Annotated in this window: 11 protein-coding genes; 7 read left to right on the plus strand and 4 right to left on the minus strand. The window is 69.1% G+C overall.

Annotated features, from left to right (window positions below):
• Positions 1–169 precede the first annotated feature (169 nt).
• The gene (locus tag ACGH48_RS02835; RefSeq protein ID WP_131921307.1) at positions 170–631 is read left to right on the plus strand and encodes a GNAT family N-acetyltransferase; all 462 of its coding nucleotides are present in this window, start codon (positions 170–172) and stop codon (positions 629–631) included.
• On the opposite strand, the gene ACGH48_RS02840 is transcribed toward ACGH48_RS02835, so the two are convergent.
• Complete coding sequence (locus ACGH48_RS02840) at positions 586–1683, minus strand: BLUF domain-containing protein (RefSeq protein WP_396290113.1); 1098 nt, start codon at positions 1681–1683, stop codon at positions 586–588. The genes ACGH48_RS02835 and ACGH48_RS02840 overlap by 46 nt on opposite strands.
• Before the next feature lie 602 nt (positions 1684–2285).
• Between ACGH48_RS02840 and glgX the strand changes: the two genes are divergently transcribed.
• Together glgX and ACGH48_RS02850 are read left to right on the plus strand one after the other, a co-directional pair.
• Positions 2286–4304: a glycogen debranching protein GlgX gene (glgX, locus tag ACGH48_RS02845; RefSeq protein ID WP_396290114.1), complete on the plus strand. Its 2019-nt coding sequence runs from the start codon at positions 2286–2288 to the stop codon at positions 4302–4304.
• A gap of 72 nt (positions 4305–4376) precedes the next feature.
• Positions 4377–4820 carry a hypothetical protein gene (locus ACGH48_RS02850; protein ID WP_396290115.1) on the plus strand — a complete coding sequence of 148 codons (444 nt, stop codon included), beginning with the start codon at positions 4377–4379 and terminating at the stop codon, positions 4818–4820.
• A 5-nt stretch (positions 4821–4825) separates the two neighbouring features.
• Here ACGH48_RS02850 and ACGH48_RS02855 read toward each other — a convergent pair whose 3' ends face one another.
• Both ACGH48_RS02855 and ACGH48_RS02860 read right to left on the minus strand, forming a co-directional pair.
• Positions 4826–6124, minus strand: a complete 1299-nt coding sequence (locus ACGH48_RS02855; RefSeq protein ID WP_396290117.1) for a PP2C family protein-serine/threonine phosphatase — start codon at positions 6122–6124, stop codon at positions 4826–4828.
• A 46-nt stretch (positions 6125–6170) separates the two neighbouring features.
• Entirely contained in the window at positions 6171–6893 is a 723-nt protein-coding gene (locus ACGH48_RS02860; RefSeq protein ID WP_123310357.1) for a CPBP family intramembrane glutamic endopeptidase, read from the minus strand.
• A gap of 195 nt (positions 6894–7088) precedes the next feature.
• Between ACGH48_RS02860 and ACGH48_RS02865 the strand changes: the two genes are divergently transcribed.
• From ACGH48_RS02865 to ACGH48_RS02880, 4 genes are all read left to right on the plus strand, one after another.
• Positions 7089–8150: an acyltransferase gene (locus tag ACGH48_RS02865; protein WP_340195862.1), complete on the plus strand. Its 1062-nt coding sequence runs from the start codon at positions 7089–7091 to the stop codon at positions 8148–8150.
• Between the two features lie 213 nt (positions 8151–8363).
• Positions 8364–9773, plus strand: a complete 1410-nt coding sequence (locus tag ACGH48_RS02870; RefSeq protein WP_395871129.1) for a polysaccharide biosynthesis tyrosine autokinase — start codon at positions 8364–8366, stop codon at positions 9771–9773.
• A 13-nt stretch (positions 9774–9786) separates the two neighbouring features.
• Positions 9787–10740, plus strand: coding sequence for a hypothetical protein (locus ACGH48_RS02875; protein ID WP_396290118.1), 954 nt, complete (start codon positions 9787–9789; stop codon positions 10738–10740).
• Entirely contained in the window at positions 10734–12197 is a 1464-nt protein-coding gene (locus tag ACGH48_RS02880; RefSeq protein ID WP_123310351.1) for a sugar transferase, read from the plus strand. Before ACGH48_RS02875 ends, ACGH48_RS02880 begins: the two co-directional genes overlap by 7 nt.
• A 9-nt stretch (positions 12198–12206) precedes the next feature.
• Here the strand turns inward: ACGH48_RS02880 and wecB are convergent, their stop codons facing one another.
• On the minus strand, positions 12207–13358 hold the full coding sequence (gene wecB / locus ACGH48_RS02885) for a non-hydrolyzing UDP-N-acetylglucosamine 2-epimerase (protein ID WP_396291152.1): 1152 nt from the start codon (positions 13356–13358) through the stop codon (positions 12207–12209).
• Between the last annotated feature and the right edge of the window lie 131 nt (positions 13359–13489).

A 13489-nucleotide genomic window follows, 5' to 3' on the forward strand; every position in this document is an offset into this window, starting at 1 on the left:
GCGTCCGAGGGCAGACGCCAGCCGTCTGCACGCGCCACCGCTCGATTCGGGTTCGAGCGGAAGCGCGCACACCGTGCCGCCGCTCGATTCGGGTTCGAGCGGCGGCACGCACACCGATCACCCAAGGGGCACCCGCGACGACGCGGCGCCGGGCGAGGAACACACCACGATGCAGCACCTGACGTTCTCGGTCGCGGCCGAGCCCTTCGACCACGAGGACGCCGTCCGGCTGCGCGCCGCGGCCCGGATCGAGGTCGACCGGATCTACGGCCGTCCGGCCGACCGTGGCCGTCCGCTGACCGAGGCGACCGCCGCCGTGCACGTCATCGCCCGAGACCGCTCGGGCCTGGCGCTCGGTACCGCGTCGCTGAGTGCGGCCGGCGACGGCGTGTTCGAGGTCCGGCGGCTGTTCGTCCGACCGGACTCCCGCGGGCAGGGCGTCGGCGACCTGCTGGTGCTCGAACTGCTCGCGCAGGCCGAAGAGCTGCAGGCACCGGCGGTCGTCGCCGAGTTCGGCGTGCTGCAGCCGCACGCCGCCGCGCTGTTCGCCCGGAACGGGTTCGTGCGGATCCAGCCGTTCGGGCCCTACCGCGACGACCCCGAGTCGGTCTGCTTCTCGCGGGCGTTGTGATCGCCCGTGCCCTCGACCGGGATCTCGAAGAGGTCCGTGTGCCGGTAGTCCTCGGCCCACCCCCGCCGCAGCCGTGACACTGCGCGGTCGAAGGAGGCGATGATGTCGAACCCCTCGATGAGGAGCGACTGGATCCGCAGACCGTCGTAGAGCGCGAGGAGCTGCTCGGTGGCACGCGCGGGATCCATGGTGGCCGGCTCGCGACCGGTCCGGATGTCCCGCTCGAGTGCTTCCCGGACGGTCCGACGGAACCGGAGGTACAGGGTGCGGTAGTACTCCGCGCCCTCGTGTCCGGGGTCGGTGCTCGAGGCGAGCGTCGATGCGAGCAGTCGCATCAACGCCGGTTCCTCCGAGTACGCCACGACCAGCGCGTGCAGGTACGCGACCGCGCCGTGCGTGTCCGCGATCGGCCGCAGGGGCCGTGACACGGAACTCGACCACCGGTCGACCGTGGCGGTCAACAGGCTCTCGCGGGAGGGGAAGTGGGTGCGCAGCTCGTCGACGGTCATCTCGGCCCGGGCGGCGACGGTGTCGACGTCGACCTGCTCGACCCCGGTCTCGTGCAGCACCGTGATCGTCGCGTTGACGATCCGGGTGCGCAGCTCGATGCCGTCGTCGCCGTGCTGGTTCGTCAGCGGCGCCAGGGGGTGCTTCCGGAACCACTCCAGCAGGGCCGTCGCGCGGGACGTACCGGTGGCGGGGTCGGGCGCGTGCCCGTCGGCGAAGAGGTCGAGGAACCCCGGGATCTCCTTGATCAACGGGTCCGCCGGTTGGAACGCCATCGACCACTCCGGGAAGGACCGGGTCGCGACGGTGTCCGCGGCGACCTGGCGAACGTTGGTGTGGCGGGGGTCCTGACGGATGCCCTCGAACCGTTCCCGCACGACCTCGTCGTCGCCCTCGATGATGCCGATGCAGTTGCTCCCCTGGTGGGCGAGGATCCCCGTGATGCCGAGCTGCAGGTTCTTCTCGCGACCGATCACCAGGATCTCGGCGAGTTCCTCGTCCGTGACCGGTCGGCTCATCGTGCTCACGTACACCAACGACAGCATGTGGTCCCTGTTCCTCCGAGCGAGCGTGTACTCCACACAGTGGTGCACCCCTGCCGCCAGGGCAAGCCTCGGTTCCCCGCTGAATGGGGGTGCCGCCGTGTCGAACCCGAATCGACACGCCGGCACCCACCGCGACCGCCCCACCCGAGGGGGTCACCTTCGCTTGGTGCCGAAGCTCCGCGCGGATCTCGTCCGCAACGGAGTTGCTGACTCGACGACCCAACCAGGCCGCGCCCCTCGTCGGTATCCCCCGAACGGGGAACGCACGTTCTCCGGATGACGGCAGGGTGCTCCCGGTCGATTTCCGCGTACCTGTGCACCCGGAGAGCGGCACATCCGTACCGTCTCGTGAGCTACCCCGCGGCGCCCAGCTGCGGGGGCCCGATCCCTGTTCCGGGCTGGCATCGTCGCGGCCCGCCGCGCCGAACCCGACGTCGTCGTAGCGCGAGGGCGCCTGCTCCCCGACCCGAACGAGGAGCAGACGCCCTCGGTCACCGTTCGGTGTCTGCCCACGTGGTCGCAGCTGTCCGGTCTGCGCATCCATGCCTGCCGGGGTACGTGCGCGAGCCGGGACCACAGCGGCCGCCCGGTACAACGACACCATGACCACTTCTGCCCGCACCCCGCTCGGCGTCACGCTCGTCGACGGCGGCGCCAACGTCGCTCTCTTCTCCAGCACCGCGGAGCGCGTCGAGTTCTGCACGTTCGACGACGACGGCACGGAACACCGCACCGAGCTGCAGCACCGCACCGGCTACACCTTCCACGACATCGTCCCCGGCGTCGCTGTCGGCACCCGCTACGGCTTCCGCGTGCACGGCGCGTGGGACCCGGCCAAGGGCCTCCGCCACAACGGCTCCAAGCTCCTGCTCGACCCGTACGCCACGGCGGTCGACGGCTCGTACGAGTGGGGCCAGGCCCTGTTCGGGCACGACATGGACGACCCGGAGACCCGCGACGACACCGACTCGGCCGCCGCCATGCCGAAGTCGGTCGTCGCCGACCGCTCGTTCGACTGGGGCGACGACGTCCGTCCCGCGACCCCGCTCGGCGACACCGTCTTCTACGAGGTCCACGTGAAGGGCTTCACGAAGCAGCACCCCGACGTGCCCGAGGCGATCCGCGGCACCTACGCCGGCATGGCGCACCCGGCCGCGATCCAGCACCTCGTCGACCTCGGCGTCACGGCCGTCGAGCTGCTGCCCACGCACCAGTTCGTCCAGGACTCCACACTCGCCGACAAGGGGCTGCGCAACTACTGGGGCTACAACTCCATCGGGTTCTTCGCGCCGCACGACGAGTACTCGTCCAGCGGCACGGCCGGCCAGCAGGTCGCCGAGTTCAAGGAGATGGTCAAGGCCCTGCACGCAGCCGGGCTCGAGGTCATCATGGACGTCGTCTACAACCACACCGCCGAGGGCAACCACATGGGCCCGACGCTGTCCTTCAAGGGCATCGACAACGAGTCGTACTACCGGCTCGTCGAGGGCGACGAAGCGAACTACTTCGACACCACCGGTACCGGCAACAGCCTCAACGTCTCGCACCCGGCCGCGCTCGGTCTGATCATGGACTCGCTGCGCTACTGGGTCGAGGAGATGCACGTCGACGGTTTCCGCTTCGACCTGGCGACCACGCTGACCCGTCAGGGCGGCGAAGCCGAGAAGCACTCCGCCTTCCTCGACATCATCCACCAGGACCCGGTGCTCCGTGAGGTCAAGATGATCGCCGAGCCGTGGGACACCGCGGGGTACCAGGTCGGCGGGTTCCCGGCCGACTGGTCCGAGTGGAACGGCAAGTACCGCGACGACCTCCGTGCCTTCTGGCGCGGCGACGAGGGGGCGCTCGGTGACGCCGTGCAGCGTGTCCTCGGCAGCCCGGACGTCTACGAGGGGTCACGGCGCTCGCCGCTGTGCTCGGTCGACTTCGTCACGGCCCACGACGGCTTCACCCTGGCGGACCTGACCTCGTACGCCGAGAAGCACAACGAGGCGAACGGCGAGGACAACAACGACGGCGAGAGCGACAACACCTCGTTCAACGGCGGGGTGGAGGGCCCGACGGACGACGGCGGGGTCAACGCGTACCGCGACCGCCAGCGCCGGAACTTCCTCGGGACCCTGCTGCTGTCGGCCGGCGTGCCGATGATCCTCGGCGGCGACGAGATCGCCCGCTCGCAGGGCGGGAACAACAACGCCTACTGCCAGGACGACGAGATCTCCTGGTTCGACTGGGACGCCGCCGACCAGGACCTGCTCGCCTTCACGACCTCGGCCATCGCGTTCCGGGCGCAGCACCGGTCCCTGCGTCCGGAGTGGTACCGCACGGCACCCGGCGACTCCGACTCGACCGTCTCGGTGCTCCGCGCCGACAACGCCGGCTTCGAGGACGGGGACTGGGCAGACGGCGGCAACCGGGCGGTGATGCTCGTCCTCGAACAGGGCGACGACACCGTCGCCGTCCTGCTCAACGCCTCGGACACCACCGTCGAGTTCACGCTGCCCGAGAAGCCGGGTGGCGGCACGTGGCAGCTCGGGCTGTCCAGCGACCCGGAGCAGCAGGTCGCGGGAGACGCGGCGACCGTGCTCGTGCGCGACGCGTCCTTCTCCGCCCTGTCCTGACCCCGCTCCGGCCGCCGGTGATCGCCCGTCCGGGCCGGTCACCGGCGGCCGCGCCGGGACTACGGTCGACCCATGGTGCGTGACGACGGGCTCAGCCGGCAGCGGCGCGACCGGAAGCGGTGGATGCTGTGGTGTGCCGGCGGTCTGGTTGCGCACGTGGTGACGCTGTTCGTGCTCCGCCTGTGGTTCCCGGTCAGCACCGGTGTGGTGGGTCTCTGGGTGGTCCTGGCGGTCTCACCCTGGTTCCTGCCCTTCGACGCACCCCGCGCGGGCAACCGGCCCGCGATGGTCGGCGCCGTCGTCGTGACGGCGGCCGGCGTGAGCTTGCTGTTCGGCGCGGCCCCGCCGAACACAGAGCGTGTCGATGCGGCCGCCGTCGGAGCGATCCTGGGGGTCCTGCTCGCCGTGATCGGAGGGGCGTGGGTCGGGTTCATCGCGACGCGGTTCTCGCGGCGGCAGGTCGATGCGGAGATCGAGCGGTTCCGGCGCGAGCAGGAGGCTGCGGTCGAGGACTGACCTCGTCAGGCTCGGTCTCGGCGCACCGGACGGACCGGCACCACGGAGGTGTCAGCCGGGAACGGTGCACGTCGGATCGCGATCACCGTCACATCGTCGTCGTGCGCGACCTCGTCCGCCCGCGCGGACAGCGCCGCCACGAGCGCAGTGGGCTCGGACCCGCAGGCCCGTGCGAGGTCGGCCACCGCGTCGACGGTGTCCTCGCGGCCTCCGAACAGGTCGAGCACACCGTCACTGAACGAGATGAGCAGGTCACCGGCGTCGAGGAACCCCTCGGTCGTCGCCCACTCGTCGCGGAGTCCCATCCCGAGCGGGAGGTCGCTCGACCGGAGCCGGTCCACGGTGCCGTCCGACCGGAGCACCAGGCTCAGCCCGTGCCCCGCGTCCGCCCACCGGAAGGTGCCGTCGGTCGAGATGCGCGCGTGGAACAGCGTGGTGAACGTCACGTCGGTCACGCTGGCCTCTGCGGCGAGCCCGTCGGCTGCGCGGAGGAGGGCCTCGGACGGGTCGTCGACGGTGCGGGCACTCCGTACCGTGGCGCGCACGGCCGCCGCGATGAGCCCGGCCCCGACACCCTTGCCCATCACGTCCCCGAGGGTGACGGCGATCCCGGTGTTCGTCTCGTACCAGTCGAAGAAGTCACCACCGACCGACTTCGCCGGCAGACAGGCGCCCGCCACCGCGACGTCGGCGCCCAGGTGGCCGGTCGACGTCGGGAGCAGGGACCGCTGCACGGCGGCAGCCCGCTCGATCTCCGCGCGGACGCGCTCCTCACCCAGCCGGGCAGCGCGGACGTTGCGCCGCGCTCGCCGCGAGAGCTCCTGCACGACCGCCGCGACCGTTCCGAACACGATGACGGTCACGCCGAGGCGGACGAGCTCGCTCGCACCGGGGACGTTCGTCGGCGTCAGGAAGTAGGGCGCCATGATCACGAGCGTCACTCCCAGCGCCGCGTACACGACGGTCAGGCGACCACGGAGGGACCCGCACCAGACGACCGGCAGCACGGCGAGCGACGTGAAGACCGAGGCACCTGCGCCCGTGCTCGTCCGGAACAGCGCGATCGCCACGAAGTCGAGCACCAGCAACGCCGGCACGAGCCCGACGGCGTGGGGGAGCGCCAACGCCAGTGCAGCCACGACCGTCGCGACCCCGGTGACCGCCAGGCTCCCGACGAACAGGCCGCGGTCCGTCACCTCGAGCGACGGCACCGCGATCGAGAGGACCGCGCTGAGCGCCAGCAGCCCGCTGAGCGGAGCCTGCCGCGCGAGGGGGCTCTCGAAGACGCTGGTTGTGCGAGACATTCGAGGAGGACGTTACCGGTCGATGCGTCCGCTGGTGCGATCGATGTCAGCGCGGCCAGGTGAGCACGACGGCCACGGTGTTGAACAGGACGTGTGCCAGGACCGCCCCGCCGATGCGTCCGGTCATCGCGACGAGCGTCCCCGTCAGCAGGCCGAGCACGAACGTCGTCACGAAGACCTCGAAGCCCGCGACCGACGACGCGGGCGTGCTGATCGCCAGGTGCATCAGCGCGAACGCGAACGCCGTCACCAGCACCGCCAGGAACCGCGTGCGCGGCGTCAGCTCGGCCGACAATCGGCGCTGCATGACACCACGGAACATGATCTCCTCGAGCACCGGACTGACCAGGCACACCCCGATCGCGGAGACCACGAGCAGCAGCACGTCCGGCGTGCCGATGGTCGGCTGCGGCGTCAGCCCGGTCGCACCGAAGAACGCGACGGACAGCACGGCATCGAGCCCGCGGCACACGATGACGATGCCGATGGCCGCGACGGCATCGGCCCACCCGATCCCGAGCCGGCGGACGAGCACCGCCGGAGAGGACCTCCGCAGCACCCACCCGACACCGAGCACGAGCGGCACCCACACGGCCAGGTCGGCGACCAGCACCTGCGTGATCGGGGAGGGCAGACCCCCAGTCCGGGCGACGCCACCGACGATCCGGGACAGCAGCACGGCGACCAGGAGCGCGATCACGATGACCTGCAGGTCCCGCACCGCCGAGGAAGGGCGGGCGGCGGTCGGCGCGTCCGGTTCGGGCTGCATGTCGCCACCGTACGGGACGCAGAACGCTCAGCGCGGGGAGCCCCACATCGGCCGCGGTCTCCGGCGCTTCGCCCCGTCGTGAGCGCCTGTCAGTTAGGCTTCGAGCGCGCGGCGTAGGACAGGGGCCGCGAGTCACGCGCTGCTGCCAGGCCATCCGTTCACCAGGGTGGGCACTCGCTGCTCGGAGAGGTGCTGATGTCGACGACTCGCGGGAGTTCGGCGAGTCCCGTTGCCGGTCGTGCCGGTCGGCTCGACTTCCTCGATGGAGTCCGTGGCATCGCAGCGGTAGCAGTTGTCCTCGAACACGCCTTCGAGGCCTGGGTGCCGGGGTACTCGCGCGTCTCACTCGCATACCTGAGCGTCGGACGCGTCGGTGTCGTCGCGTTCTTCCTCGTCAGCGGGTACGTCATCGGTCTGACCCTGTCGAAGCAGGCGATCCCGGTCTTCGTCGTTCGGCGATTCTGGCGGTTGTTCCCGGTCTACTGGCTGGTCCTCGCCTTCGCGATCGTCGTGGATCTCCCGACGAACCCCTTGGTGGATCCCGGCGTCCCGGTGTTCCTGCTCAACTTGACGATGCTGCAAGGCGTCGTCGCCCTGCCGAGCATCCTCGGAAGTGCTTGGACCCTCGGTCCCGAGCTGCTGTACTACGCGCAGACGAGCGTCAGCAAGTACCTGGGGAAGCTCGAGCTGTCGGTGTACCTCGGTTACTTCTGGCTGGCGCTGTACGGAGCGTTGTCTCTGATCGGTGCTGCGATCGGCAAGGAGCTCCCCGCGACCACTCCTCTGATGCTCTTCTTCGCGTCCTTCGGGCACAGCATCTACCTGCGCGACACCAAGGGAAGTCGAGTGTGGATCGGCTACCTGCTCTCTGCGGCCGTCGTCGTTCCGCTCTGCAGCATCGCACTCATCTCGTCGCAGGACGAACCGATGGAGGGGTACGGCATCATCGGGTTCAACCTGTCGGCAGCTGTCGGGTTCGTGCTGTTCGCGATCTTCTACTTCAGGCGGGGGGCGCGAGTCGCACCCTCGGTCCTCTGGCTCGGAGGGATCAGCTACGCGCTGTACCTCATCCACCTCCCGCTGATCGAGGTCCTGCGGAGGGTGGTCACGTTCGCTCCGTGGGGGATCCCGCTTTCAGTGGGGATCTGCGTCGTCGTGGCATGGGGAGTCCATCGAGTGGTCGAGGTACCGCTGATCCGGACCGGGCGTTCCTTGTCCACCAAACGCCGTCCGCCGGACAACGCGTCAGCGCTCTGAGTTCCGCCGTCCTCCGAACCCAGCGCGAGAGGCCCCAGTTCGGGTTCCGTCGAGAGACGCAGAGCCACCGGACCCGGGACGGACTCATCCGTGTGGCACTATTTCTATGCCGAACGCTGGGAGAATCCCGGTCGACCTGCGACAGGGACTCTGCAGGGCGCGGCGACTTCCGGGGAAGGGTGCCGCGTGGAGCTACGCGACTACATAGCGGTCTTGCGCAAGGGATGGGTCTTCATCCTGGTGCTGGCACTGGTCGGGGTCGCGGCCGCGGCCGGCTTCTCGCTGCTGAAGCAGCCGGTCTACTCGGCGTCGGCGCAAGTCTTCGTGTCGACGCAGACCAGTGGCAGCGCGAGTGACCTGGCGCAGGGAAACACCTTCACGCAGCAGCGTGTGCTGACGTACTCGAACCTCGTCGAGACGCCGATCGTGCTGCTCCCCGTGATCTCGAGCCTGAAGCTGGACATGACGTCCGACCAGCTCGCCGAGCTCGTCACCTCGGACGCGCCGCTCAACACGACGCTCATCTCGATCACCGTGAACGACACGAGCGCCAAGCAGGCCGCCGACATCGCGAACGCGACCTCCGAGAGCCTGACGAACGTCGTGCAGAACATCGAGGCCACCGACGCCGACGGCACGAGCACGGTCAAGCTCACCCGCGTCAAGGAAGCCCAGGTGCCGAACGCGCCGGTCAGCCCGAACGTGCCGGTGAACGTCGTGCTCGGCCTGCTCGTCGGCCTCGCGCTGGGCGTAGGGGTCGCCGTCCTCCGCGAGACCCTCGACAACCGCGTCCGCACCGAGTCCGACGTCGAGAAGATCAGCGAGAAGCCGGTCGTCGGTGGGATCGCGTTCGACAGCAAGGCCTCGGAGCGCCCGCTCATCGTGCAGGTCGACCCCCGTAGCCCGCGGGCCGAGTCATTCCGCACGCTCCGCACCAATCTGCAGTTCCTCGACATCGGCACCGGTTCCCGCACCTTCGTGATGACGTCGTCGGTCGAGTCCGAGGGCAAGAGCACCACCGTTGCGAACCTCGCCATCGCGCTCGACAGCGCCGGCTTCCGCGTGATCCTGATCGACGCCGACCTGCGCCGCCCGAAGATCGCCACGTACATGGACCTCGAGGGCGGCGCCGGCCTGACCGATGTGCTCATCGGACGCGCCACGATCGAGGACGTCGCCGTGCCGTGGGGCCGCGGCAACCTCATCGTGCTCCCCGCTGGGCCGATCCCGCCGAACCCTTCGGAGTTGCTTGGTTCTCGCGCGATGCAGGACCTGATCGCCGGGCTGGAGCAGCAGTTCGACTACGTCCTGTTCGACGCCCCGCCGCTGCTGCCCGTCACCGACGCCGCCATCCTGTCGAAGAAGGCCTCCGGCGCGATCGTCGCCGTCGCCTCCGGCCGCACCCACAAGGGCCAGCTCGCCGGCGCGGTCAGTGCGCTCGAGAACGTCGGGGCCCCGATCGCCGGCTTCGTCATGACGATGATGCCGACCAAGGGCCCGGGTGCCTACGGGTACGGCCGCTACGGCTACGCGTACGGCTACGGGCTGCAGGACGAGGAAACCCCCATGCCGAAGGCCCCGAAACGCGGTCGCGTCGCGGCAACGCGCGGAGCCGAACGATGACGGCGGTCCGCACGTGAGTCCGCGCCGAGGGTCCCGCACCCTCGGCAGCGTCTTCTCGCGCCGCACGCTCGTCTGGGTCGCCGTCATCGTCGTCGTCCTGGTGGTCGTCGACGTGCTGCTCGTCGCACTCGCGCTGGCACGTACGGCGCCTTCGTCGAACGGGACTCCCGGGCCGGTGCCGACCTTCTCGAGCTCTCCCCGGTCGCCGGCCTCCGCGACGGCCAAGCCGTCGGCGACCGCCAGGGCGGAGCCCGCAGGGATGGTCGCTCCCGGCCGCCGCCTGCTGTCCGCAGTCGACGGACGGGAGGCATGGCGCGCCTCGAGCGGGGTGTGTGACGGAACCGACGGGGTTGTGGAACACACCGTGGACGGCGGAACGACGTGGACTCCGGTCAGTCTCGGGGCCGGATCGGGCGCCGTGCTGGCGCTTCGCGCCGGCACGGACAGCGTCTCGGTCGTCATCGGCACGGGCGACGACTGCGAACCGACGGTCCGGACATCCGTCGACGACGGGCGGTCGTGGAAGGACGGAGCCGCCGGCGCAGCCGGGGCCGGTGTCGGACCCGACGGGCTGATCCTGTCGACCGGAACCGTCGACTCCCCTTGCGCCGACCCCATCGAGGCGTTCGAGGGTGAGTTCACGACCGCGGTCGTCTGCGCCGACGAGGTGCAGTGGCGCTCGGGCGACGGCGACTGGGTCGGCGTGCCGCTCGTCGGTGTTCGGTCCCTGGCGGACGACGGTGACTCGTACCTCGTCGCACGCGTGGGCGCTGCCGCGTGCGACGGCGCGGAGATCCGGTCGCTGCCCGCGGTCGGTGTGACGCCGGCGACGAAGTCCACCGTCGTCGGGTGCGCAGCGGACGCGGACCCGGACGGGGCGCTCGCCGTCGCGCGAGCCGGTGATGCCGTGTGGCTCTGGTCAGGCGGAGCGGCACTCACCTCTGGCGACGGTGGCGCCTCATGGTGACGCTCACCAGTCGACAGACCACCGCCGCCGTGCCCTGGGCGAAGAACTACGCGCGTCGGCTCGTGATCACCGACATCCTCGTGCTCATCTGGGTCGTCTTCGGCGTGCAGATCGCCTGGTTCGGTTTCGACAGCGCGGCGCTCAGCGGCAGCGTCGCCGACCTGGCCATCGGGTACACGGCAGTCTCGCTCGCGATCATCGTCGCCTGGCTCGTCGTCCTCGCGATCTACGACACTCGTGACCACCGGTACGTGGGGACCGGATCAGCGGAGTACCGGCGAATCGTCGACGCCTCTATCCGTCTCTTCGCATTCGTCGCGATCGTCGCGTACGTGTTCAAGATCGACCTCGCTCGCGGTTACATCTTCATCGCTTTCCCCCTCGGGATCCTCGTCCTGATGTTGAGCCGGTGGATCTGGCGGCAATGGCTCAATGCTCAGCGGCAGGGCGGGCGATTCTCCGCCCAGGTGCTCCTGGTCGGTTCTCGACCGAGCGTCGAACACCTCGCGGGGGAACTCGCGCGACATCCGGAGGAGGGGTACCGGGTGGTCGCGGCATGTGTTCCTGACGGAATCATCGGGGACACACTCGCAGGCATGAACGTCCCGATCGTGGGCCGCATCCCTGACGCACTGAAAGCGCTCAATTCGAGCGGCGCCGACACCGTCGCCGTCACGAGTTCCGAGGAACTCGGAGCCCAAGCCGTCCGGGAACTCAGCTGGGGTCTGGACGGCAGCCGACAGCACCTGATCGTGGCACCGAGCTTGACGCAGATCAACGGACCTCGTATCCACACGCGTCCTGTCGCCGGCTTGCCTCTGATCCACGTCGAGATGCCTCGCTACGAAGGATCGACGCATCTGTTGAAGCGCACCTTCGACGTCGTTGGTTCGGCGCTGCTCATCACGCTGTTGTCGCCGGTGTTGCTCGTGCTCGCTCTCCTCGTCAAACTGACGAGTGCGGGGCCGGTCTTCTACCGGCAAGAGCGCATCGGTCAGAACGGTGAGCCATTCCGCATGCTCAAGTTCCGCTCGATGCGCGTCAACGCCGACGATGAGCTCCAGGCATTGCTCGCGCGGCAGGGGACGTCGGGCCAGCCTCTGTTCAAGGTCGAGAACGATCCGCGCGTGACATCGATCGGGCATTTCTTGCGCAAGCACTCGCTGGACGAGTTCCCGCAGCTGTTCAACGTCCTGAAGGGATCGATGAGCCTCGTCGGGCCCCGCCCTCAGCGCGAAGGTGAAGTCGCGATGTACGACGATGCCGCCCGACGGCGACTGCTGTTGAAACCCGGCATGAGTGGGCTCTGGCAGGTCGGAGGCCGGTCCTCACTCGGATGGGAAGATGCCATCCGACTCGACCTGTACTACGTCGAGAACTGGTCCATGACCGGCGATCTCGTCATCCTGTGGCGAACGGTGAAAGCAGTCCTCCAGCCGGGCGGCGACGCCCACTAGTACGTGCGCTCACGCGCTCGTTGCCGGTGCGAAATCCGCGACGGTCGTGACAGGACGGCCTTCAGCGAGCGCCTCGAGAGCGGCGATCGTGCGTTCGGTCGCGCGGCCGTCGCCGTAGGGGTTCACCGCCTGTGACATCTCCGCGTACGAGTCGTCTGACCGCAGCAGTTCGTCCACCGATCGGACGATCACCGACGGGTCGGTCCCGACGAGCTTGACGACGCCGAAGTCGACTGCTTCCGGTCGCTCAGTGGAGTCGCGCATCACCAGCACCGGCTTTCCCAGTGCGGGCGCCTCTTCCTGGATGCCACCGGAATCGGTGAGCACGATGGAGCAGGCATCGAGCAGGTAGACGAACTCGCCGTACCCGACCGGCTCGGTGATCAGGACGTTCGGCAACGACTGCAGTGCCGGCAGCAGGGCTTCACGGACAGCAGGGTTCTTGTGGACCGGAAGGATGATGAGGAGATCCGGGTGCGAGGTCGCCAAGGTTCTGAGTGCCGAGGCGATCTGCTCCATTCCTCCGCCGAGGTTCTCCCGCCGATGCGACGTGACCAGGAGGATCCTCCGGTCGGTCTTGATCGCGTCCTCCAACGCAGGGTCGGAGAACGAGACGTGGTCGCGAGAACGCGCTTCGAGGAGAGCATCGATGACGCTGTTCCCCGTGACGACGACTGCGTCGGCGGCCACGCCTTCGTCCAGCAGGTTCCGGCGGCTGTGTGGTGTCGGAGCGAGGTGGAGCGAGGTGATCTGGGTCAGGAGCTTCCGGTTGCCCTCCTCGGGGAACGGGAGGCGCAGGTCGTGGCTGCGGAGGCCGGCCTCGAGGTGCACGACGGGGATCTGGTGGTAGAACGCTGTCAGCCCCGCTGCGAAGGCGGTGGACGTGTCTCCCTGCACCATCACCGCGTCCGGCTTCTCAGCGGTGAACAGGACGTCGAGCCCACGCATCGTGGCCGTTGCGATGTCGACCAACGTCTGACGCGGCTTCAAGATCGCCAGATCGGTGTCCGGGACGATCCCGAAGACCTCGTTCACCTGATCGAGCATCTCCCGGTGCTGACCGGTCACCGTGACGTGCGAGACCAAGGTCGGGTGCGACTGCAGTGCCTTGACGATCGGGGCGAACTTGATGGCTTCCGGGCGGGTGCCGTAGATCGGCATGATGTTCAAGTGGGTCTCCGAGCGACGTGGGGAGCTCAAGTGCCCCCAAGCGAGATTCTAAAGGCCGAAAGACCCTCGTCCGGATGGATCTTCATGGCAGAATGACCGAGCGCGGGACTGGCCAGGTCTGC

Source organism: Curtobacterium pomorum (assembly GCF_044497295.1).
Lineage (GTDB): Bacteria > Actinomycetota > Actinomycetes > Actinomycetales > Microbacteriaceae > Curtobacterium.

What these genes read in the sequence shown, in the direction of transcription:
- ACGH48_RS02835 (WP_131921307.1), top strand. Translation starts at nt 170, where the DNA reads ATGCAGCACCTGACGTTCTCGGTCGCGGCCGAGCCCTTCGACCACGAG.
- ACGH48_RS02840 (WP_396290113.1), bottom strand. Translation starts at nt 1,683, where the DNA reads ATGCTGTCGTTGGTGTACGTGAGCACGATGAGCCGACCGGTCACGGAC.
- glgX (WP_396290114.1), top strand. Translation starts at nt 2,286, where the DNA reads ATGACCACTTCTGCCCGCACCCCGCTCGGCGTCACGCTCGTCGACGGC.
- ACGH48_RS02850 (WP_396290115.1), top strand. Translation starts at nt 4,377, where the DNA reads ATGGTGCGTGACGACGGGCTCAGCCGGCAGCGGCGCGACCGGAAGCGG.
- ACGH48_RS02855 (WP_396290117.1), bottom strand. Translation starts at nt 6,124, where the DNA reads ATGTCTCGCACAACCAGCGTCTTCGAGAGCCCCCTCGCGCGGCAGGCT.
- ACGH48_RS02860 (WP_123310357.1), bottom strand. Translation starts at nt 6,893, where the DNA reads ATGCAGCCCGAACCGGACGCGCCGACCGCCGCCCGCCCTTCCTCGGCG.
- ACGH48_RS02865 (WP_340195862.1), top strand. Translation starts at nt 7,089, where the DNA reads ATGTCGACGACTCGCGGGAGTTCGGCGAGTCCCGTTGCCGGTCGTGCC.
- ACGH48_RS02880 (WP_123310351.1), top strand. Translation starts at nt 10,734, where the DNA reads ATGGTGACGCTCACCAGTCGACAGACCACCGCCGCCGTGCCCTGGGCG.
- wecB (WP_396291152.1), bottom strand. Translation starts at nt 13,358, where the DNA reads ATGCCGATCTACGGCACCCGCCCGGAAGCCATCAAGTTCGCCCCGATC.